This is a genomic window from Allobosea sp. Root670, from assembly GCF_001429415.1.
GTDB lineage: Bacteria > Pseudomonadota > Alphaproteobacteria > Rhizobiales > Beijerinckiaceae > Allobosea > Allobosea robiniae.
The window spans coordinates 117,458-136,893 of record NZ_LMJU01000003.1 but is presented as its reverse complement, the minus strand read 5'-3'; the positions used below and the strand labels follow the sequence as shown (position 1 = coordinate 136,893).

The 19,436-nt window shown below is 66.7% G+C and carries 21 protein-coding genes; 13 read left to right on the top strand and 8 right to left on the bottom strand.

The genetic code is table 11. The annotated features are described in order from the left end of the window. Positions 1 to 50 precede the first annotated feature (50 nt). The 13 genes from ASE61_RS07480 to ASE61_RS07420 all read left to right on the top strand — a co-directional run bounded on the left by ASE61_RS07480 (position 51) and on the right by ASE61_RS07420 (position 11,266). Entirely contained in the window at positions 51 to 830 is a 780-nt protein-coding gene (locus ASE61_RS07480; protein WP_061966262.1) for a sulfite exporter TauE/SafE family protein, read from the top strand. Positions 831 to 928: 98 nt separating this feature from the next. Then, a complete protein-coding gene (locus tag ASE61_RS07475) occupies positions 929 to 1,711 on the top strand; it encodes a DeoR/GlpR family DNA-binding transcription regulator (protein ID WP_061966285.1) in 783 nt (260 codons plus the stop codon). 119 nt (positions 1,712 to 1,830) lie between these two features. After that, entirely contained in the window at positions 1,831 to 2,820 is a 990-nt protein-coding gene (phnD, locus tag ASE61_RS07470) for a phosphate/phosphite/phosphonate ABC transporter substrate-binding protein (protein WP_061966261.1), read from the top strand. A 38-nt stretch (positions 2,821 to 2,858) separates the two neighbouring features. Continuing rightward, entirely contained in the window at positions 2,859 to 3,674 is an 816-nt protein-coding gene (gene phnC, locus ASE61_RS07465) for a phosphonate ABC transporter ATP-binding protein (protein ID WP_061966284.1), read from the top strand. After that, positions 3,671 to 4,477 carry a phosphonate ABC transporter, permease protein PhnE gene (phnE, locus tag ASE61_RS07460; protein ID WP_061966260.1) on the top strand — a complete coding sequence of 269 codons (807 nt, stop codon included), beginning with the start codon at positions 3,671 to 3,673 and terminating at the stop codon, positions 4,475 to 4,477. Before phnC ends, phnE (ASE61_RS07460) begins: the two co-directional genes overlap by 4 nt. Further along, complete coding sequence (gene phnE, locus ASE61_RS07455; RefSeq protein ID WP_244492753.1) at positions 4,474 to 5,304, top strand: phosphonate ABC transporter, permease protein PhnE; 831 nt, start codon at positions 4,474 to 4,476, stop codon at positions 5,302 to 5,304. The genes phnE (ASE61_RS07460) and phnE (ASE61_RS07455) overlap by 4 nt, the downstream gene beginning before the upstream one ends. Then, positions 5,297 to 6,187, top strand: coding sequence for a TIGR01459 family HAD-type hydrolase (locus ASE61_RS07450; protein ID WP_061966259.1), 891 nt, complete (start codon positions 5,297 to 5,299; stop codon positions 6,185 to 6,187). The genes phnE (ASE61_RS07455) and ASE61_RS07450 overlap by 8 nt, the downstream gene beginning before the upstream one ends. 230 nt (positions 6,188 to 6,417) lie before the next feature. Then, positions 6,418 to 7,173 carry a GntR family transcriptional regulator gene (locus ASE61_RS07445; protein WP_061966258.1) on the top strand — a complete coding sequence of 252 codons (756 nt, stop codon included), beginning with the start codon at positions 6,418 to 6,420 and terminating at the stop codon, positions 7,171 to 7,173. Between the two features lie 19 nt (positions 7,174 to 7,192). Further along, positions 7,193 to 8,170 (top strand): 2-hydroxyacid dehydrogenase, encoded by a 978-nt coding sequence (locus tag ASE61_RS07440; RefSeq protein ID WP_061966257.1) that lies wholly within the window; start codon positions 7,193 to 7,195, stop codon positions 8,168 to 8,170. Between the two features lie 137 nt (positions 8,171 to 8,307). Continuing rightward, positions 8,308 to 9,105, top strand: a complete 798-nt coding sequence (locus tag ASE61_RS07435) for a transporter substrate-binding domain-containing protein (RefSeq protein ID WP_082617279.1) — start codon at positions 8,308 to 8,310, stop codon at positions 9,103 to 9,105. Positions 9,106 to 9,241: 136 nt separating this feature from the next. After that, positions 9,242 to 9,901, top strand: a complete 660-nt coding sequence (locus tag ASE61_RS07430) for an amino acid ABC transporter permease (protein WP_061966282.1) — start codon at positions 9,242 to 9,244, stop codon at positions 9,899 to 9,901. Further along, entirely contained in the window at positions 9,901 to 10,554 is a 654-nt protein-coding gene (locus ASE61_RS07425; RefSeq protein WP_061966255.1) for an amino acid ABC transporter permease, read from the top strand. The genes ASE61_RS07430 and ASE61_RS07425 overlap by 1 nt, the downstream gene beginning before the upstream one ends. Then, positions 10,535 to 11,266 carry an amino acid ABC transporter ATP-binding protein gene (locus tag ASE61_RS07420; RefSeq protein ID WP_061966254.1) on the top strand — a complete coding sequence of 244 codons (732 nt, stop codon included), beginning with the start codon at positions 10,535 to 10,537 and terminating at the stop codon, positions 11,264 to 11,266. The genes ASE61_RS07425 and ASE61_RS07420 overlap by 20 nt, the downstream gene beginning before the upstream one ends. Positions 11,267 to 11,293: 27 nt before the next feature. Here the strand turns inward: ASE61_RS07420 and ASE61_RS07415 are convergent, their stop codons facing one another. The 8 genes from ASE61_RS07415 to ASE61_RS07380 all read right to left on the bottom strand — a co-directional run bounded on the left by ASE61_RS07415 (position 11,294) and on the right by ASE61_RS07380 (position 19,399). Next, positions 11,294 to 11,680 carry a RidA family protein gene (locus ASE61_RS07415; RefSeq protein ID WP_061966253.1) on the bottom strand — a complete coding sequence of 129 codons (387 nt, stop codon included), beginning with the start codon at positions 11,678 to 11,680 and terminating at the stop codon, positions 11,294 to 11,296. Positions 11,681 to 11,766: 86 nt separating this feature from the next. Next, a complete protein-coding gene (locus ASE61_RS07410; protein WP_200959610.1) occupies positions 11,767 to 12,792 on the bottom strand; it encodes an SIS domain-containing protein in 1,026 nt (341 codons plus the stop codon). Beyond that, a complete protein-coding gene (locus tag ASE61_RS07405; protein WP_082617278.1) occupies positions 12,785 to 13,732 on the bottom strand; it encodes a carbohydrate kinase family protein in 948 nt (315 codons plus the stop codon). The genes ASE61_RS07410 and ASE61_RS07405 overlap by 8 nt, the downstream gene beginning before the upstream one ends. After that, on the bottom strand, positions 13,729 to 14,805 hold the full coding sequence (locus tag ASE61_RS07400; protein WP_061966251.1) for an ABC transporter ATP-binding protein: 1,077 nt from the start codon (positions 14,803 to 14,805) through the stop codon (positions 13,729 to 13,731). Before ASE61_RS07400 ends, ASE61_RS07405 begins: the two co-directional genes overlap by 4 nt. Further along, complete coding sequence (argH, locus tag ASE61_RS07395; protein WP_061966250.1) at positions 14,805 to 16,319, bottom strand: argininosuccinate lyase; 1,515 nt, start codon at positions 16,317 to 16,319, stop codon at positions 14,805 to 14,807. The genes ASE61_RS07400 and argH overlap by 1 nt, the downstream gene beginning before the upstream one ends. Before the next feature lie 5 nt (positions 16,320 to 16,324). After that, the gene (locus tag ASE61_RS07390; RefSeq protein WP_061966249.1) at positions 16,325 to 17,167 is read right to left on the bottom strand and encodes a carbohydrate ABC transporter permease; all 843 of its coding nucleotides are present in this window, start codon (positions 17,165 to 17,167) and stop codon (positions 16,325 to 16,327) included. Further along, the gene (locus ASE61_RS07385; protein ID WP_061966248.1) at positions 17,167 to 18,108 is read right to left on the bottom strand and encodes a carbohydrate ABC transporter permease; all 942 of its coding nucleotides are present in this window, start codon (positions 18,106 to 18,108) and stop codon (positions 17,167 to 17,169) included. Before ASE61_RS07385 ends, ASE61_RS07390 begins: the two co-directional genes overlap by 1 nt. A 31-nt stretch (positions 18,109 to 18,139) precedes the next feature. Next, positions 18,140 to 19,399 (bottom strand): extracellular solute-binding protein, encoded by a 1,260-nt coding sequence (locus ASE61_RS07380; RefSeq protein ID WP_061966247.1) that lies wholly within the window; start codon positions 19,397 to 19,399, stop codon positions 18,140 to 18,142. Between the last annotated feature and the right edge of the window lie 37 nt (positions 19,400 to 19,436).

The window sequence follows — 19,436 nt, the reverse complement described above, 5'->3', positions numbered from 1 at the left end:
AGAGGATTCGGCCACGCCAATGCGGCAGCGGCCGATTCGACGGGGGCTTCATGACGATTGCCGCGTTGTTGCAGCCGTTCAGCACGGGGCAGGTTTGCGCCTGCATCCTCGTCGTCTTCCTGACGGCGATCATGCGCGGCTATACTGGCTTCGGTTTCGCGCTGGTGGCCGTGCCGCTGCTCGCCGTGATCGCCGACCCCGTCACGGCCGTGCCGATGGTGCTGTTGCTCGAAGTCGTCGGCAGCCTGCAATTGCTGCCGGGCTTGTGGCGCTCGGCGCATCTGCGCTCGGTCCTGCTGCTCGTCGCCGGCGCGCTGCTGGCGACGCCGATCGGGCTCTATGGCCTCGCGGCGCTCCCGGCCGATGTGATGCGCCTCGTCATCGCGCTCGTGGTGCTCGCGACGACCTGCGCCCTCGCCGCCGGGTTGAAAGCAAGCCGCGAGCCGGGCGCGCCTGCGACCTTCGGCGTCGGCATTCTCTCCGGCCTGCTCAATGGCGCCGCCGCGATGAGCGGTCCGCCTGTCGTGCTGTTCTATCTCAACGCCCAGACGGCGATGCATGTCGGGCGCGCCTCGATCGTGCTGTATTTCCTGCTCTCCGACACCGTCGCGATCGGTTTCGCGGGGGCATCCGGACTGATGGGAGCCTCGACGGCTCTGCTGGCGGCCGTGACCATCCCCGCGCTCTTCGTCGGGCAGGTGATCGGGACGCGCTTGTTCCGCTCTGCCCTGCAGCGCCATTATCGCATCGTCGCGATCGTGATCCTGCTCGCGGTCAGCGGCTTCGCCATCGTGCAATCGGTTCATGCGCTGTGGATGAGCGGCGGCTGAACGCTTCGCTCCGCCGCTTGCATTTCGCAGCGGGCCGCTATCATACGCGCGTGGCCGGGCGGGCTTCCCGCCCCCGGCACGTCTGGCACGGACATGCGATGAGCCCTTCCGCTCCCGATACCGAGACCCTGACGCCGCGCCAGCGGCAGATTCTCGACCTCGTGCAGGAGCTCGGCTTCACCACGATCGAGACCCTGGCCGAGCGCTTTGGCGTATCGGCGCAGACGGTCAGGCGCGAGATCATCCGGTTGCAGGCGGGCAATTTCTTGCAGCGCTTCCATGGCGGGGCCGGGCTTGCCTCCGGCGGCATCCGCTCGGCCTATGCCCAGAAGCTCACCGTCTCGCCGCGCGGCAAGGAGCGGATCGGCGCCGCGGTGGCGCGGATCGTGCCGCCCGGCGCCTCGATCTTCCTCGATGTCGGAACCACGGTCGAGGCTGCGGCGCGGGCGCTGATCAACAAGCCCGGCCTGCGGGTGGTGACTGCGAGCGTCTCCGTCGCCCAGATCTTCTGCAATCACGGCGTCTTCGACGTGGTCGTGACCGGCGGCACGACGCGCGGGGCCAACGGTTCGCTCGTGGGGCAGGCCGCGATCGCCAGCATCATGGGCTTCCGCTTCGACTATGCGATCATCGGCCTCGGCGGCTTCGACGATGACGGCGCGCCGATGGATTTCGACCTCGAGAAGATCGCGGTGCGGCAAGCTGCGATGGGCCGCGCCCGGCAGAGCCTGGCGCTGGCCGACCACAGCAAGTTCGAGCAGATCGGCACGGCCCGCGTCGCGCCGGCAGAGGCGCTGAGCCTCATCGTCGTCGATGCCGAGCCTGGCTCGCGCCTGCGCGCGAGCTGGGAGCGCAGCGGCGCGCGCTGGCTCGTGGCCTGAAGCGGCTTTTCGCCTTCAATTCTTAGCCGGCACTCTTGCGTCCGTGATCGCTTTTGATCAGGATGGAAGAAATCTTACACGAGCGCTGTCAGGGCGCCGCCGCTTCCAGGGAGGTTGCCATGCTCAGCGCCAAGATCGCGTCCCTTTGCCTGCTCGCTTTCGGGATCGGGCTCGCCGGCCCGGCGAAGGCGCAGGATTGCGCCAATCGCGGGACGCTCGATGCCCGCTATTGCGACGCCAATCGCGACCTGCTGGCCGATACCCCGACCGATCCAGCGAAGCAGAAGGACCCGGACACGCTGATCTTCTCCTATACGCCGGTGGAGGACCCGTCGGTCTACGAGAACGTCTTCGCCGATTTCCTCGCCCATCTCAGCAAGGTCACCGGCAAGAAGATCAAGTGGTTCGGCGCCGAGTCTTACGCCGCTCAGGTCGAGGCGATGCGCTCCGGCCGCCTTCATATCGCCGGCGTCGCCAGCGGCCCGACGCCCTTCGCGGTTAACCTCGCCGGCTTCGTGCCGATCGTCGCGATGGCCAAGAAGGACGATTCGATCGGCTATACGCTCCAGCTGATCGTGCCGAAGGACTCGCCGATCAAGAGCATCGCCGATCTCAAGGGCAAGCGCGTCGCCCATGTCGCGCCCTCCTCGAACTCGGGCGATACCGCGCCGCGCATCCTGTTCAAGGAGAAGGGCGTCGTGCCGGGCAAGGACTACGAGGTCCTCTATTCCGGCAAGCACGACAACTCGATCATGGGCGTGGTCAACAAGGACTATGATGCCGCGCCCGTCGCCTCCAGCGTGGTCGAGCGCATGGCCGATCGCGGCATGTTCAAGCGCGACGACATCCGCATCGTCTATGAATCGAGCCCGTTCCCGCGCACGGCCTTCGGTCTCGCGCATGACCTCAAGCCCGAGCTGCAGGCCAAGATCAAGCAGGCCTTCCTCAGCTTCGACTTCCTGAATTCGGCGCTCGCCAAGGAGTTCAAGGACACCAAGGGCTTCAAGGAGCTGAGCTACAAGGATGCCTGGGGCGACATCATCCTGATCCAGGGCAATAGCGGCATCACCTATACCCAGGACGGCCTCTCGAAGCTGAAGGGCGATTGATGTCGGCTGTTTCCGGAGCTGCGGCCGGCGGCGCTCCGCTGCTGGCCGTTGCGGGGCTGGCCAAGGTCTATCCGACCGGCAAGAAGGCATTGGGCGGTGTCGAGGTCGTGATCGACCGACCGCAGCTCGTCGCGGTGATCGGCTCGTCCGGCGCCGGCAAGAGCACCTTCATCCGCTGCATCAACCGGCTGGTCGAGCCGACGGCCGGCAGCGTCAGGCTCAACGGCGAGGACATCGTCGCGCTCGACCGCAAGGGCCTGCGCGCGGCGCGGCGCCGGATCGGCATGATCTTCCAGGAATACAACCTGGTCGAGCGGCTCAGCGTGATGCAGAACGTGCTTTCGGGGCGGCTCGGCTATACCGGCCTTCTCGCCTCGCTGCGCTACCGCTTCCCGCCCGAGGATATTCAGGCGGCCTTCGCGCTGCTCGATCGCGTCGGGCTCGACGGCTACCACAACCAGCGGGCGGATGCGCTTTCCGGCGGCCAGCGCCAGCGCGTCGGCATCGCGCGCGCCTTGATGCAACGGCCCGAGCTTCTCCTGCTCGACGAGCCGACCGCGAGCCTGGACCCCAAGACCTCGCGCCAGATCATGCGGCTCGTGCGCGAGCTGGTGGCCGAGCGTCAGACCCCCGCGATCATCAATATCCACGACGTCGCGCTCGCCCGCGCCCATGCCGACCGCATCATCGGCATGAAGGACGGGCTGATCGTGTTCGACGCGGAGGCCTCGGCCCTGACCGATGCGGCGCTGACCCGGATCTATGGCGAGGAAGACTGGTCGACCCCGCAGGACGAGGACGACGAGGCTCCCGCCACAGTCGCAACGATGGCGCCGGCCGGCGCGCTGTCATGACGACGGCCGCCGCCTCCTATCCCAGCCGCTGGCGCGCGCCGAGCATCTTCGGCAGCCCCGGCCGGCGGCTCGCCTTCTGGGCCCTGGTTGCCGCCTATCTGGTCTGGTCGCTCTCGACGCTCAATGTCGATACGGCCCGCATCCTCGCCGGGCTGCCGCGGGCCTGGACCATTCTCGAGCGGATGGTGCCGCCCGATTTCAGCCGCTGGGAGCTGCTGCTGACAGGGATGGTCGAGAGCGTGCAGATCGCCATCGCCGCGACGATCATCGGCGCGGTTCTGTCGATCCCGATCGGCATCGCGGCCGCGGCCAATCTCTCGCCGCGGCCGCTTTATCTGCTGGCGCGCGCCTTCATCGTCACCGGCCGAACCTTCCACGAGGTCATCATCGCGATCTTCTTCGTGAAGCTGTTCGGCTTCGGCCCGGTGGCCGGCTTGCTGACGCTCGCCTTCTCCTCGGCGATCTTCCTCGGCAAGATGCTGGCCGAGGATATCGAGAACATGAAGCCCGGCCCGGTCGAGGCGATCCGCGCTACCGGCGCGAGCTTCGGCCAGACCTTCTTCTACGCGGTGGTGCCGCAGGTCCTGGTCAAGACGCTGGGCGTGCTGATCTACCGGCTCGATTCCAATCTCCGGCACTCGACCGTGATCGGCATCGTCGGTGCCGGCGGCATCGGCCAGACGCTCTCGGCCTCGTTCTCACGCTATGATTTCGACTTCGCCAGCGCGATCCTGCTGACGATCGCGGCGATGGTCGCCTTCGGCGAATGGTTCAGCGACTGGGCCCGGCGGAGGCTGAGATGACCGCGCATCAGCTCCCGCAGGAGCGCGCGCCGATGCGCAGCTATCCCGATCATTGGGAACGCTATTCGCTGCGCGAGCGCGTCGTGCATTGGATCTGGCTCGGCGGCATCGCACTTGCCGCGGCCTGGTCGGTCTCGGCGCTCGACATCGAATGGGCCTTCTTCGCCGATGCCCACGAACAGGCGGCCGACCTGATCGAGCGGATGTGGCCGCCGCGCTGGTCCTATCTGCCGCGCATCGTCCAGCCGCTGATCGAGACACTGCATATCGCGACGCTCGGCACGATGATCGCCATCGTCTTCGCGCTGCCGGTCGCCTTCCTCGCGGCGCGCAACACCACCTACAACCAGGCGACCTGGCTTCTCGGCCGGGCCATGCTGGTGATGTCGCGCTCGATCAACACGGTGATCTGGGGGCTGCTCTTCGTCGCGATCTTCGGGCCGGGGCCCGTCGCCGGCATCTGCGCGGTCGCGGCCCGCTCGATCGGCTTCATCGCCAAGCTCGTCGCCGAGGCGATCGAGGAGGTTGATGGCGGCCAGATCGAGGCGGTGGAATCGACCGGGGCCAGCACCTTGCAGGTCTATGGAGTCGCCATCCTCCCGCAGATCCTGCCCGTGCTGATCGGCACCTCGATCTATCGCTGGGACATCAATGTGCGGGAGTCGAGCGTGCTCGGCTTCGTCGGCGCCGGCGGCATCGGGCTCCTGCTCTACGCCTCGATCAACCAGTTCGCCTGGTCGCAGGCGATCGTGATCCTGATCGCCATCCTCGGCATCGTCATCATCAGCGAGGCGCTTTCGGCTTATGTCCGCTCCCGCATTGTCTGAACCGCAGGCCGAGATCGGCTTCCCCGGTGGCCTCTCGGCGCTGGTCGACCGCTATGACGGCTTCCTGCTCGACCAGTGGGGCGTGTTGCATGACGGCACGCGGCCCTATCCCGAGGCGGTCGCCTGCCTCGAACGCCTGCGGGCGGCGGGCAAGGCCGTGATCATCCTCTCAAATTCGGGCCGGAGCGGGCGCGATAACGAGGCCGTGCTTGCCAGCATGGGGTTCCCCCGCGATCTCTACGACCGCGTGGCCTCGGCCGGGGACGATGCGCGCGAAGCGCTGCTGGAACGCTCCGAGCCGGCCTATCGGGATCTTGGCACGCGCTGCCTGCTGCTGGCGCGGCCGGGCGAGGATCGCCTGGCGAGCGGACTCGGCCTGACGCTGGTGGAAACGCCGGAGGCGGCCGATTTCCTGTTCGTGATGAGCATGGACCCCGACAGCCAGTCGGTCGCGGGCTGGAAGCCGGTGCTGGAGCAGGCGCTGCGACGCGGCCTGCCGATGGTCTGCGGCAATCCCGATCGCTACCGGGTCCATGCCGACGGCACCTTGCACGAGGCGCCGGGGCTCGCGGCGCTGATCTATGAGGAGATGGGCGGCACCGTCCATTATCACGGCAAGCCGCATCCGCGGATTTATCGGAGCTGCCTGCGTTATCTGGATCGTCCGGCCGAGCGCCTGCTCGCCATCGGGGATTCGCTGGAGCACGACGTCGCGGGCGCGGCGCAGGCCGGGATCGACGCGGCCTTCATCGCGGGCGGCATCCATCGCGGCGATCTGGACTGGAGCGAGGACGGCAAGGTCGATCCCGAGAGCTGCCGGCGGCTATTTGCTCGCGAAGGCCTTCAGCCGCGCTACGGGCTGTCCTGGTTCACCTGGGGCTGATTGGAGCGGGACCCTTTCGAGGGGCTGCCCTTTGTGATGAGATCATCCGATCGGTCGAACCGATCCGTTTCGACTTGATGTGCAGTTTCGGCGGGAGCGATGCGGGCGCGGTCGCGCAAGCCGGCAAATGCTCTCTCGGGCAAATCATTCTCTTGTAAAATTTCACAACATGTTTAGGCTCCTCCTCAACGGGCGCCGACCAAGAGCGCCCTCGCGGAGGAAACCCGGGAATGGCGCGCAGCGCGACCCAACCCCGACAGGCAGAAGATGCGCCTGCGCCCAAGCGGCGCAACCGCGTCAACCTGTTCGAGCTCGCCTATGAGCGCCTCGAGGCGATGCTGATCACCTGCGAGCTTCCGCCGGGCCGCTTCCTATCGCTCCAGGATCTGCAGGATATGACCGGCTATGGCCGCACGCCGGTCCATCATGCCGTCAACCGGCTGGCGGCGGATACGCTGATCGTCATCCGCCCGCGTCACGGCCTCCAGATCGCGCCGGTCGATCTGGCGCGGGAGCGGGTGCTGCTGCGCCTGCGCCGCGATCTCGAACGCTTCGTCATCGGGCTGGCGGCCGAGAGAGCCGGCCCGTCCCATCGCAACCAGCTCCTGCATATCGAGCGCCTTCTGCGCGAGCGCCGGGACCGGTTCAGCCTGGCGGAGTTCAACGCGCTGGATCGCCGTATCGACGAGACGGTGCTGTCGGCCGCCGCAGAGCCGTTCCTCGAACATACCCTGCGCCCGCTGCACACGATCTTCCGGCGCATCGGCTTCATCTATCACAGCGCAATGCCGCAGAGGGTCGGCCTCGCGGTCTCGGTCGACCACCATATCGCGGTTTTGAACGCCATCGCAGCGCGCCGGGCGGATGAGGCCGTCGCCGCCTCCGATGCGCTGATCGGCTTCGTGGACGGGATGTTCGACGAGATGGAAGCGGCGATCGACCCGTCCCTGCTGGACTGCAGGGTCGAGCCGCTGCTGAAGACCTGACGGAAGGAATTACCGGACCATGCGCGTTGTCTTCCACGGCGAGAATGCCGCTTCATTCAGCCACGGCTTTGCCGAGCTGGTCGGCGACAAGGCCGAGATCCGGCTCTTGCCCGACCATCTCGAAGCGGGTGCCGACCAGAAAGCCTATGCCGAGGCCGAGGTCATCGTCGGCGTGAAGTTCGATGCCGGCCTGCCGCAGCCTGCCGGGCTCAAGCTGTTCCATGTGCCGGGCGCCGGCTACGACATGGTCGATCTCGGCGCGCTGCCGGCATCGGCTGCCGTCTGCAACTGCTTCGGCCATGAGCAGGCCATCGCCGAATACGTGATGGCGGCGCTGCTGGCGCGGAATATCCCGCTCGCCGATGCCGACCGGCGCTTGCGCCAGGGCGACTGGGCCTACTGGGCTGGCGCGCCGGAGCGCGTCCATGGCGAGATGGCCGGCCAGACCATCGGTCTCCTCGGCTTCGGCCATATCGGCAAGGCGATCGCGGCGCGGGCCAAGGCCTTCGAGATGAAGGTCCATGTCGCCAACCGCAGCGCGGTGCCGGCCTCGGCCCTGGTCGATCGCTCCTTCACGCTCGATGCGCTCGCCGAATTCTGTGGCTCGGTCGATGTCGTCGTCGTCTCGGTGCCGTTCACCGAAGAGACCAGGGGCATCCTCAGTGCCGCCGCCTTTGCCGCGATGCGGCCGGGCGCGGTCGTCGTCAATGTCGGGCGCGGCCCGACCATCGACGAGCAGGCGCTGTTCGACGCCCTGAAAGGCGGCCGGATCGGCGGGGCGATCATCGATACCTGGTACCGCTATCCCAGCGCTGGGGACAGCCATCCGTTGCCTGCGAATCTGCCTTTCCATGAGCTTTCAAACGTTTTAATGACGCCGCACATGTCCGGATGGACGAGCGGCACCATCAGCCGCAGGCAGGGGATCATCGCCGACAACATCAGGCGTCGCTTCGCCGGCGAGCCGCTCGTCAACGTCGTGCGCGCCAGCGCCTGACGCTCCGGCATCGGACCGAGAGGTGGCAGCACTTTTCGAGGAATTCGATGCGCCGAACCAAGTTCTTCCACAGCCGGCCACCAGAAGCCGGGCCAAGACAGGCGGCGCCGCCGCAGCAGAGGAGACACCACGTGAAAATGCTCAAGCATCTCAAGATTGCCGGCCTGGCCATCGCGCTCGGCGCCGGCATGCTCGCCGCCAGCCAAGCCTCGGCCCAGACGATCACCGACATCATCAAGCGCGGTTCGGTGAAGGTCGGCGTGCTGATCGGCGCCCCGCCCTATGGCTCGGTCGATTCCCAGGGCAACGCCATCGGCTACGATGCGGATGTCATCGCGCTGATCGGCAAATATCTCGGCGTGAAGGTCGAGCTGGTGCAGTTGACGCCGCCCGCCCGCATCCCGGCGCTGGAGGCCAACAAGGTCGACTTCCTCGTCGCCACGCTGGCGCCGACGCCGGAGCGCGCCAAGGCCGTGATGTTCTCGATCCCCTACAGCGCCTTCCAGACCGGCATCTATGCCAAGAAGGGCGTCGCCATCAAAACCTGGGCCGACCTCAAGGGGAAGAAGGTCGGGGTCAATCGCGGCTCCAGCGTCGAGCGTGAATTCACCAGCCGCGAGAAGGAGCTGAACCTCACGATCCTGCGCTTCGAGGACGACGCCACCACCATGCAGGCGCTGTTCTCCGGCCAGGTCGAGGCCATTGCCGGGCCGGACGCCCAGGCCAACGCCGCCATGAAGGCGCGCGGCGAGACCGATACCGAGCTCAAGTTCGTCTTCGGCGTGCAGCCGAACTCGATGACCATGCGCAAGGACGCCTGGGAGCTGCGCCAGTGGCTCAACAACTTCATCTACTACGTCAAGCAGAACGGCGAGCTCGACGCGATCGCGCAGAAGTGGGTCGGCAGCCCGCTGCCGCCGCTGCCGACCTTCTGATCCGACGTCCTGATCGGATTTCCGATCGGATACACCAATGTCCCGGCGCGTCCAGAACGCGCCGGCAACCACCATCGACCTTCCCGGACGAAGGAGCGGGCCGTTGCTCTTCCAAGACGTCTTTTCCAAATGGCCCATGATCCTCCACGGGGTCTGGCTCACGATCGCGCTGTCCTTCGTCGCGATCACGCTGGGCCTCGTGCTGGCGACGGCGATGACCGCGCTGCGCAGCCTCGCGGGGAGCTGGGCCGGCTATATCGTTGACGCCTATGTCGAGCTGATGCGCAACACGCCGTTCCTGGTGCAGCTCTTCATGATCTTCTTCGGGCTCCCGCAGATCGGCATCCGCCTCGACGGCCTGGAAGCCTCCGTCCTGGCGATGACGCTCAACCTGGCCGCCTACGCCACCGAGATCATCCGCGCCGGCGTCGACTCGATCCACAAGTCGCAGATCGAGGCGGGCCTGGCCCTGGCGATGAGCAAATGGCAGGTGCTGAAGCATGTCGTGCTGCAGCCCGCCTTCGCCCGCGTCTGGCCGGCGCTGTCGAGCCAGTTCGTGCTGATGATGCTGGCGTCCAGCATCTGCTCCTTCGTCTCGGTGCAGGAACTGTCGGGTACGGCGGCGATCATCGAGCAGGACACGTTCCGCTCGTTCGAGACCTATATCGTCGTCACCGTGATCTATCTCGTGCTGGCGCTCTCGCTGAAGCTCTTCCTCAACTGGCTCGGCCGGAGGCTCTTCCCGCAGGTGTCGGGCCTTGCCCGCCTCGCCGAAGCGCATGGGGAGGCCGCCTGATGCAGACCTTCGGTTGGCCGGAAATCCTCTTCATCCTGCGCTCCGCCGGCTGGACGCTGGCGCTCACCGTCATCGCTTTCTTCATCGGGAGCATCATCGGCGGCGCCTTCGCGCTCATGCGCCTGTCGCGCATCCGCTGGCTGCGACGCTTCGCGGGCGGCTACATCCTGGTGATCCAGTCGATCCCGGTGCTCATGGTGCTGTTCATGAGCTATTACGGGCTCTCGGCTCTCGGCATCGAATTGCCGCCCTTCCTTGCGGCCTCGGCCTCGCTGTCGATCTATGTCTCGGCCTATCTCGCCGAGATCTGGCGCGGCTCGATCGAATCCGTGCCGCGCCAGCAATGGGAAGCCTCGATGTCGCTGGCGCATTCGCCGGCGCAGACCTACCGCCACGTGATCCTGCCGCAGGCGGTCCGCATCTCGCTGCCGCCGACGGTCGGCTTCCTCGTGCAGCTCGTGAAAAACACCTCGATCGTGCAGGTCGTCGGCTTCGTCGACCTGATGCGCGCCGGCATGCTGGTCAACAACGCGACCTATCAGGCCTTTCAGATCTTCACCGTGGTCGCAGCGATCTATTTCGCGATCTGCTTCCCGCTCTCCCGGCTCAGCCGCCATCTCGAAAAGGTGATGAATGCCAGCCGTTCTCATTGAAGACATCCATAAGCGCTTCGGTTCGCTGGAGGTGCTGAAAGGCGTTTCGCTCAGCGTCGATACGGGCCAGGTGGTCGCGATCATCGGCCGGTCGGGCTCGGGCAAGTCGACGCTCCTGCGCTGCATCAACGGGCTCGAGACCTTCCACGCCGGCAAGATCGAGGTCGCCGGCCATGTGATGACGCAAGACCCGACGAAGCTGCGCGAATTGCGCAAGGATGTCGGCATCGTCTTCCAGAGCTACAACCTGTTCCCGCACCTGACGGTGGGGCAGAACATCATGCTCTCGCCGCGCATCACCAAGAACGTGCCGCAGGCGCAGGCCCTGGCGCTCGCCAAGGACGTGCTGGCGCAGGTCGGGCTCTCCGAGAAATTCGACAGCTATCCGGATAATCTCTCGGGCGGCCAGCAGCAGCGCGTCGCGATCGCCCGTTCGCTGGCGATGCAGCCCAAGGTGATGCTGTTCGACGAGGTCACCTCGGCGCTCGATCCCGAACTCACCGGCGAGGTGCTGATCGTCATGGAGAAGCTCGCCAAGGGCGGCATGACCATGCTGCTGGTGACGCACGAGATGAATTTTGCGCGCACGGTGGCCGACACCACCGTGTTCATGCACCAGGGGCTGATCTGGGAGAGCGGGCCGTCGAAGGAACTCTTCGCCAATCCGCAGACGCCGGAACTCGCCAATTTCGTCAAGGCGGGCGCTCATTGAGCGTCCGAGGATAGAGACTCCGCCGGCTCAGTAGACGGCTGTTGCCTCGACCTCGACCACGAATTCCGGCCGGCTGAAGCCTGAGACGACCACCAGTGTCGAGGCCGGCTTCACCGGGCAATCCGCCAGGGCCTCGTCGCGCGCCTTCATATAGGCCGGCATATGCTTGCGGTCGGTGACGAAGGCGTTGAGGCGCACGACATTCGCCATCGAGAGCCCGCCTTCGCGCAGGATCGCCGCGATGCTCTCGAAGCAGATGCGGGCCTGCTCGCCGGCGTCGCCCGGGACGCTGCCGTCGCTGTTGATGCCGAGCTGGCCGGAGGTCAGGAGGACGCCGCGGGCGTCGGCCTTCATGCCATGTGAATACTGGCCGAAGGGCGGGGCGAGCGAAGCGGGCGTGAGCGGCTGTTTCATGAGCTGATGATCCGGAGGCGCAGGGGCGTATCTGGTCTAGAGCAAGCTGCGCATCGACGGAACAGGGCCCGGTGCCCGGTCGCGGCTCAAAGCGTCTGCGTGACCTTTCGCAGATGCGGCGGGCGATCAGGATCGAGCCCGCGTGCGGCTGCGAGCGCCGCGATGCCGCCATAGAAGGCGCGCGCCTGCAGGAGCGGCATGAGCACGGCCGGCGGCTCCGGCGGCACGGGCAGGGCGAGGCCCGGGCCCCCCTCGGAGCCGGCATAGGCGATCTTGGCACCCAGGGCGGCCAAGCTGCGGGCAACCGAGAGCGTGCTGTCGCTGCCTTTGTCGGCGGGGTCGAGCACCAGCGCCGGAAAGCCCGGCCCCACCAGCGCCAGCGGCCCGTGCAGCACTTCTGCCGCGCTGAACGCCTCGGCATGGATGCGGCAGGTTTCCTTGAATTTCAGCGCCATTTCCTGGGCGATTCCGAGCCCGAGTCCGCGGCCGATGACATAGAGGCTGGTTGCGTGCTCAAGACGCCTAAAGAAGGGCGACCAGTCGCAGAGACCGGCCTGCCTGAGCAGTTCCGGCGACCTGACGAGCGCGTCGGCCAGGCTCCGCTCGCAGCTCCAGGCCGCGGCGAGATGCAGGAGGGCGATGCCGGTGGCGAGGAAGCTCTTGGTCGCGGCGACGCTGGTCTCGGGACCGGCGCCGAGGGGCAAGGCGACGTCGACCAGCCCGGCGAGCGGCGAGGCCATGTCGTTGATCAGCCCGATCGTCAGCGCGCCGCCGCGCCTGGCGGTCTCGGTCAACTGGAGCGTGTCCGGGCTGCGACCGGATTGCGAGGCGGCGATGAACACGGCCCCGGACAAATCGAGCTCTTCGCGATAGACCGAGGCGAGGCTGGGGCCCAGCGAGGCGACGGGCAGGCCCAGCGTCCGCTCCAGCAGGTACTTGCCATAGGTCATGGCATGGTCGGAGGAGCCGCGGGCACAGGTCGCGATGAAGGCGGGCTTGCGCCGGCGCAAACGCTCGCCGAGCCGCTCCATGGCGCTGGCATTGGCCGAAATCTGGCGGGCGGCGACCTCGGCGGCTTCCGCCGCCTCGCGGGTCAGGAGCGCTTCAGGCATCGATCCGGTCATGGCTGTGCAGCAGGTCCCGGCTCATGGCATCGACATCGGCGGGGTCCAGCCGCATTCCGGCGCCCCCGACGGAGCGCACGGAGAGCGTGCCGCAAGCGATGCCTTCCGACAAAGCCTGCTCCGGGGTACGCCCGGCAAGCCAGGCGGCGAGGAAGCCGGCATTGAAGGCGTCGCCCGCTCCCGTCGTGTCGAGAACCAGTCCGCCCTCGGGCGCGGGTAGTGCGATAGCGTTATCGCGCTGGAACAATCGCGCGCCGTTGCCGCCGTCCTTGATGACGACGATCGGGAAATGCCGGGCGAGGCGGCTGCCGGCTTCATCGAGATCGCCGCAACCCGCGATGGCGATCGCCTCGGCCGCGTTGGGCAGGAAGATGTCGGCGCCGGCGGCCCGTGCGATCAGGTCGGGCCGGCGGATCCAGTCATCGTCCCAGCTCGGATCGAGCGAGACAGTGAGGCCGGCGCGCTTCGCGGTGCCGATCAGGTCGGGGATTTCGGCGAGCGTCGCGAATTCGGCGATGTGGAGATGCCGGGCGGCAGGGTCGGCAAGAGCTGCATTCAGCGTCGCCGGACGGGCGCTGCCGGCGCGCCGGGACAGGAAGGCGCGCTCACCATCCTGCACCATGACGACGGTCGGCTGCGGGCCGGCCTCGGGCGTGCGTTCGAGCCAGCGGAGGTCGACACCGCTATCGGCCAGCGCGGGCGCCAGCGTGCCGGAGAGCGGGTCCGTACCGATGCGGGCGAGCAGGCCGGTTCTCGTTCCCAGCGCGGCGAGATGGGCGGCCGTGATGAAGCCGCCGCCTCCCGGCACGATCGCGACGGTCTCGGCGAAACGTTCTTCGCCGAGGCGTGGCATCGCGTCGAGCCCGCGGAAGACGATGTCGCAGTAGAGCCGGCCGATGCTGAGGACGAGGTTGCGCCCGGCGCTCATAGGGCGCGCTCGGTCGCCGCGTCGAACAGGCGCAAGGAATCGATGCCGGCGCCGAGGCGAACCTCGTGGCCGACAACCGGCGGCGCCTTGGCCGAGGCGGAGGCGAGGATCAGCCCATCGCCATGCTCGACATGGACGAAGGTTTCCGAGCCCAGCGGCTCGACGACCGCGACCTTGCCGGTGAGCACGAGATCGGCATTGTCACCGGAGGCGAGCACGCGCAGCTCCTGCGGGCGGACGCCGACCAGGACCTCGGAGGGGAGTGCTGTCGGGCGCAGGGGCAGGGCGATGGTGTTGCCGGCGAGTTCCAGCGCCGGCTTGCCGTCGGCGGCGGTGGTCCTGCCAGGTAGGATGTTCATCGTCGGGGAGCCGATGAAGCGGGCGGTGAAGACGTCGGCCGGCTTCTCGTAGAGCTCCATCGGTGCGCCGACCTGGAGGATGCGGCCGTCGCGCATCACCACGATGCGGTCGGCCAGCGTCATCGCCTCGACCTGATCGTGGGTGACGAAGACGATGGTGCGGCCGAGCCGCTGGTGCAGGCGCTTGATCTCCAGGCGCATCTGGGCGCGCAATTGCGCGTCGAGATTGGAGAGCGGTTCGTCGAAGAGGAAGGCGGCGGGGTCGCGCACCATGGCGCGGCCGATGGCGACGCGCTGACGCTGGCCGCCGGACAGTGCCGAGGGCTTGCGTTCGAGCAGCGGTTCGAGGCCGAGGATGCGGGCGGTCTCCTCGATGCGGCGGCGCTTCTCGGCCTTGTCGAGCTTGGCCGTATAGAGACCGAAGCCGATATTCTCGGCGACGCTCATATGCGGATAGATCGCGTAGTTCTGGAACACCATGGCGATGTTCCGCTCCTTCGGCTCCAGCCGGTTCACGGGCCGCTCGCCGATGGTGATGGTGCCGCCATCGATCTCTTCGAGACCGGCGATCATGCGCAAGGTCGTCGACTTTCCGCAGCCGGAAGGGCCGACGAAGACGACGAATTCGCCGTCCTCGATCGCGAGGTCGATGCCGTGGACGACCTGCGTCTTGCCGTAGCGCTTGACCAGCCCCTGAAGCTCGATACCCGCCATCAGGCTGCTCCCATCAGATCCGCGAAGGCGGCGTCGAGTTCATGGCGCGCGGAAGCCTCGCGCGCAGCGGTGGCGGTCGCGGCGAGGCCGGCGGCCACCAGCACGCCGCGATAGCCGGCGAAGGCGGCGGCGAGGGCCTGCGGCCCCGGGCCGCCGAAGCGCTCGCGCACCGCCACGAAATGTTCGGGCGAGACGGCCTCGGCGAAGGCGGCTTCGTTCAATTGGGGCTTGTGGCCGGCATGCTCGTGGAAGGCCTTGCGGAAGGGTGCATAGCCGTCGCGCGGCAGGTCGCCATCGGCCGCCACCACGGCGCGCGCGACATCGGCCGCGATCTCATGGGCGGTGCGGAACGAGAGGCCCTCCGAACGGACCAGCGTGTCGGCCAGCTCGGTGATTGTGATGCAGGAGCGGCGGATATTCTCGGCGACGCGACGCCCATCGACCTGCAATGCCGGCAGCAGCGCGGCGAGGAGGCTGAGGACGCGCTCGCCCGTCGCGAAGGCCTGATAGCCGGCTTCGTTGGTTTCGCCCTCGGCGTCGTTCATGTCGGTGAAGGGCGTGTTGTGGACGATGTCCCTGACCATCCGGGCGCGCGCCACGGTCTGCGATGACAGGTGGCGCAGGTGCTCGATCGGCACCGGATTGCGCTTCTGCGGCATGATCGAGGAGATCTGCACGAAGGCATTGGGCACATAGAGCTGGCCGACTTCGAAGGCGGTCCAGACCTGCAAATCCTGGATCAGGCGGCCGAGATGCAGGAAGACGAGCTCGACCGCGCTGTAGGTCGCAGTGAGGTAGTCGATCGCGGCGATGCAGCCATAGGAGTTCTGCAGCGGAGCGGCGAAGCCGAGCAGATGCGCGACGCGGGCGCGGTCCAGCGGGAAGCCCGAGGTGGTGATCGCGGCGGCACCCATCGGCGAGAGATCGAGCAAGGCGCGCGCCTGCACCAGGCGCTCATGGTCGCGCAGCATCACCTCGATCGCGGCCGAGAGGTAATGGCCGAAGGTCGTCGGCTGGGCCGGCTGGCCATGGGTATAGGCGACGATCAGCGTGGCCTTCTCGCGCTCGGCGAGATCGAGGGTCGCAGTGATCAGAGCGCGCAGCAGGCCGGCCATATGGTCGAGCCGCGGCTTGAGGGCGAGCTTGAACAAGGTGTGGTCGATATCGTTGCGCGAGCGGCCGGTATGGAGGCGCCCGGCATCGTCGGCCGGTAGGCGCTTCTTCAGCTCGGCCTCGATCAGGAAGAAGTAATCCTCGACCGAGCCGTCATAGCTCAGCGCGGCCGGGTCGATCTCGTTGTCGATTTCGGCGAGCGCGCGGGCGATGCGGCCGGCGGTGGCGCGAGGCAGGATATCGGTCTCGGCGAGCATGACCAGATGGGCGCGGTCGATGGCGCGGAAGCTTTGGACATGATGCGTCTTCGCGCCGTCGAAGAGCGGGCGCAGCACGGTCTCCTTGTAGATGGGATCGGGGAAGACGGACGTGTCGTTCGCGCGGGGATCGGTTTTCGTCATGGCAATCAGCCCTTGAGGCCGGCGAGGACCACGCCGCGCACGATATAGCGCTGGAGCAGCAGGAAGACGGTCAGCGTCGGCAGGGTCGCGAGCGCGGCGCCCGTCATGATCAATTCCCACTGGACCTGCGATTCCACCGCAAAGCTCGTGAGGCCGACCGGCAAGGTGTAGAGTTCCTTTGACGTCGTCACGATCAGCGGCCAGATGAAGGCGGTCCAGTTGCTGAGGAAGGTGAAGATCGCCAGCGCCGAGAGCGCCGGCGTCACCAGCGGCAGGGCGATGCGCCAGAAGATCGCGAACTCGTTGAGGCCGTCGATGCGGGCGGCTTCGAGGAAGTCGTTCGGCACGGTCTCGAAGAACTGCTTCATCAGAAAGGTGCCGAAGGCCGTCATCATCCCCGGGAACATGATGCCCCAGTAGCTGTCGAGCCAGCCGAAGTTCTTGGCCATGACGTACCAGGGAATGACCAGCATCTCGGTCGGGATCATCAGCGTCGAGAGGATGGCGATGAAGACGAGATAACGGCCGCGGAACTGGAATTTCGCGAGGGTGTAGCCGACGAGGCTGTCGAAGAAGACGTTCGAGAGCGTGACCGCCGTGGCGATGCCGAAGGAATTGGCGAACCAGCGCAGGAAGCGGCCGTCCGAGAGCACGGTCACGTAGTTGCCGAGCGTCGGATGGGCAGGGAAGAAGGCGAGATCGTAGATCTCGGAGGAATCCTTCAGCGAGGTCGCGAACATGAAGACGAGCGGCGTCACCATCAAGAGGCCGCCACCGAAGAGCAGCAGCCAGGTGATGATGCGGCCGGGCTCGATGCGCAGGGCCATTGGGGGAGCGACGGCGCTCATCAGCGGTCCTTCAGCAGCCTAAGCTGCAGCAGCGAGACCACGAGCAGCACGAGGAAGAGCACGACGGTCTGGGCCGCGGCATAGCCCATGTCGAAGGACGAGAAGGCCGTCTGGTAGATCATCAGCACGAGCGGCTTGGTGGCGTTCAGGGGGCCGCCGGGGTCGCTGCTCGTCTGGCTGGTCATGTTGTAGACCTGATCGAAGATCCGCAGGAACCCGATCGAGGAGAAGACAACGAGGAAGACGATCGTCGGCTTGAGCAGCGGCAAGGTGATGCGCCGCAGGATCGTTCCGTTCGAGACGCCGTCGATGCGGGCGGCCTCGTAATAGGTCGTCGGGATGGCGCGCAGGCCCGCCATGAAGATCACGACCTGGAAGCCGAGACCGGCCCAGATCGCGGGCGCCAGCACGGCCGGCAGTGATTGCGTTGTCGAGCGCAGGAAGGGCTGCTGGGCGATGCCGAGCCCGGCGAGCAGATTGTTGAACAGGCCGATCGGGACCGGCTGGTAGAACCAGCGCCAGACCCAGGCCATCGCTGCGGCGGTCGTCAGGAAGGGCAGGAAATACAAAGCCCGGATGAAGCCGTGCAGGAAGCGCACGCGGTCGAGATGATAGGCGATGGTGAAGGCGAGGAGCAGGCTGATCGGTGTGCCCAGCAGCAGGTAGAGCGCGGTGTTGCGGAAGACCTGCCAGAACACCGGATCGGCTATCAGCCGCTTGAAATTGGCCAGCCCGATGAAGGAGGGCTTGGTCAGCAGGTTCCAGTTGGTGGTGGCGATCCAGAAGGCTTCAAGCGTCGGATAGAAGCGTACCACCGCATAGAACAGCACCGGCACGGCCAGGAAAGACCAGGCCCAGAGGACCTGTTTCTGGCGCATGCCGAGGCCCGAAAAGAGGCGGGCGCCGGACCGCGCATCGACGCGAGACGAAGAGGTGTTCATCGCGACAATCCGATCCGGCGCCCGGCCCGCATCACTTCTTGTAGAAGCGGTCGAGAATGGCCTGCTCGGCCTTGGCGGCATCAGTGAGCGCAGCCTTGGCGTCCTGGTTCTGCAGCAGCACGCGGTTGATCATGTCGAGCGCGACCTGGCGCTGGGCCATCTCGTCGACGAAGACCGTTGCGTGCGAATAGCTGAGCGCCTTGAGGAACGGCCCGTAGACCGGGTGGTTCAGGTTCTTCTCGGTCTCGGCCGCTTCCTTGCGCGCCGGCAGCTCGCCGACGGTCTCGAGCCAGAGCTGCATCGCCTCGGGCGTGGTGACGAAGGCGAGGAACTTCTTGGCCGCTTCCAGCTTCGGGCCGGTTGGCTTGGTGGTGATGGCGTTGACCCAGTAGCTGGCGAAATTCGCCTTCTTGCCATCGGCCGATGCTGGCAGCTCGGCGACGCCCCATTCGAAGGCCTTGATGCCGCCGAAGGCGCCCAAGCGGAACGAGCCGTCGATGGTCATCGCGGCGCGGCCGGCACGGAAAGCGGCCTGGCCCTCGTCCATGAAGCCGACCTGGCCGACCTTGTGGGTGCGCTGGAGATCGGCATACCAGTTCAGTGACTTGGCGCCGGCCTCGCTGTTGTAGGTCACGGTCTTGTTGTCGTCGCTATAGGGCGCGCCGCCATTCTGGCGCAGCAGCGTCTCGCGCCACCAATGGTAATCCTGGCCGGGGAAGTCGAGCGTGATGCCGGCGGAGAGCATGTTGCCGGCGCCGTCGCGCTTGGTCGTCTTCTTGGCGAAGTCGAGCAGTTCGTCGACGGTCTTGGGCGGTGTGTTCGGGTCGAGCCCGGCCTCCTGGAAGAGCTTCTTGTTATAGAACAGCGCGAGCGAGCGCACCGCCGTCGGCAGCGCGTAATACTCGCCGTCGCGCTTCATCGCCGAGACGATCGGATAGAACTCCTTCTCGATCGCGGCGGGCGGTAAGGCGTCGCGCGGCAGCGGCTGGATGAACTTGGCGCCGACGAAATTGTCGAGCCAGCCATAGAAGAGCTGCACGACATCCGGGCCCTGGCCGGCCGGCATCGCCGCCGCGATCTTGGTCTGGTAGTCGGCATAGGGGAAGGTCGTCTGCTTGACCTTGATATTCGGGTTGGCGGCCTCGAAGCGCTTGATCAGCTCGGTCATCGCCTTGACGCGCGCGTCGAAGACATACTGCCAGTACTCGATCTCGACGGTCTGCGCCTTCGCGCCGGCGACCGCGCCGACCGAGACCATCAGACCCAACAGCATCCCGCGTAAGCCGCGCATGACCCTCTCCCCTGATTTCGTTGTCCTCCATCCCTGC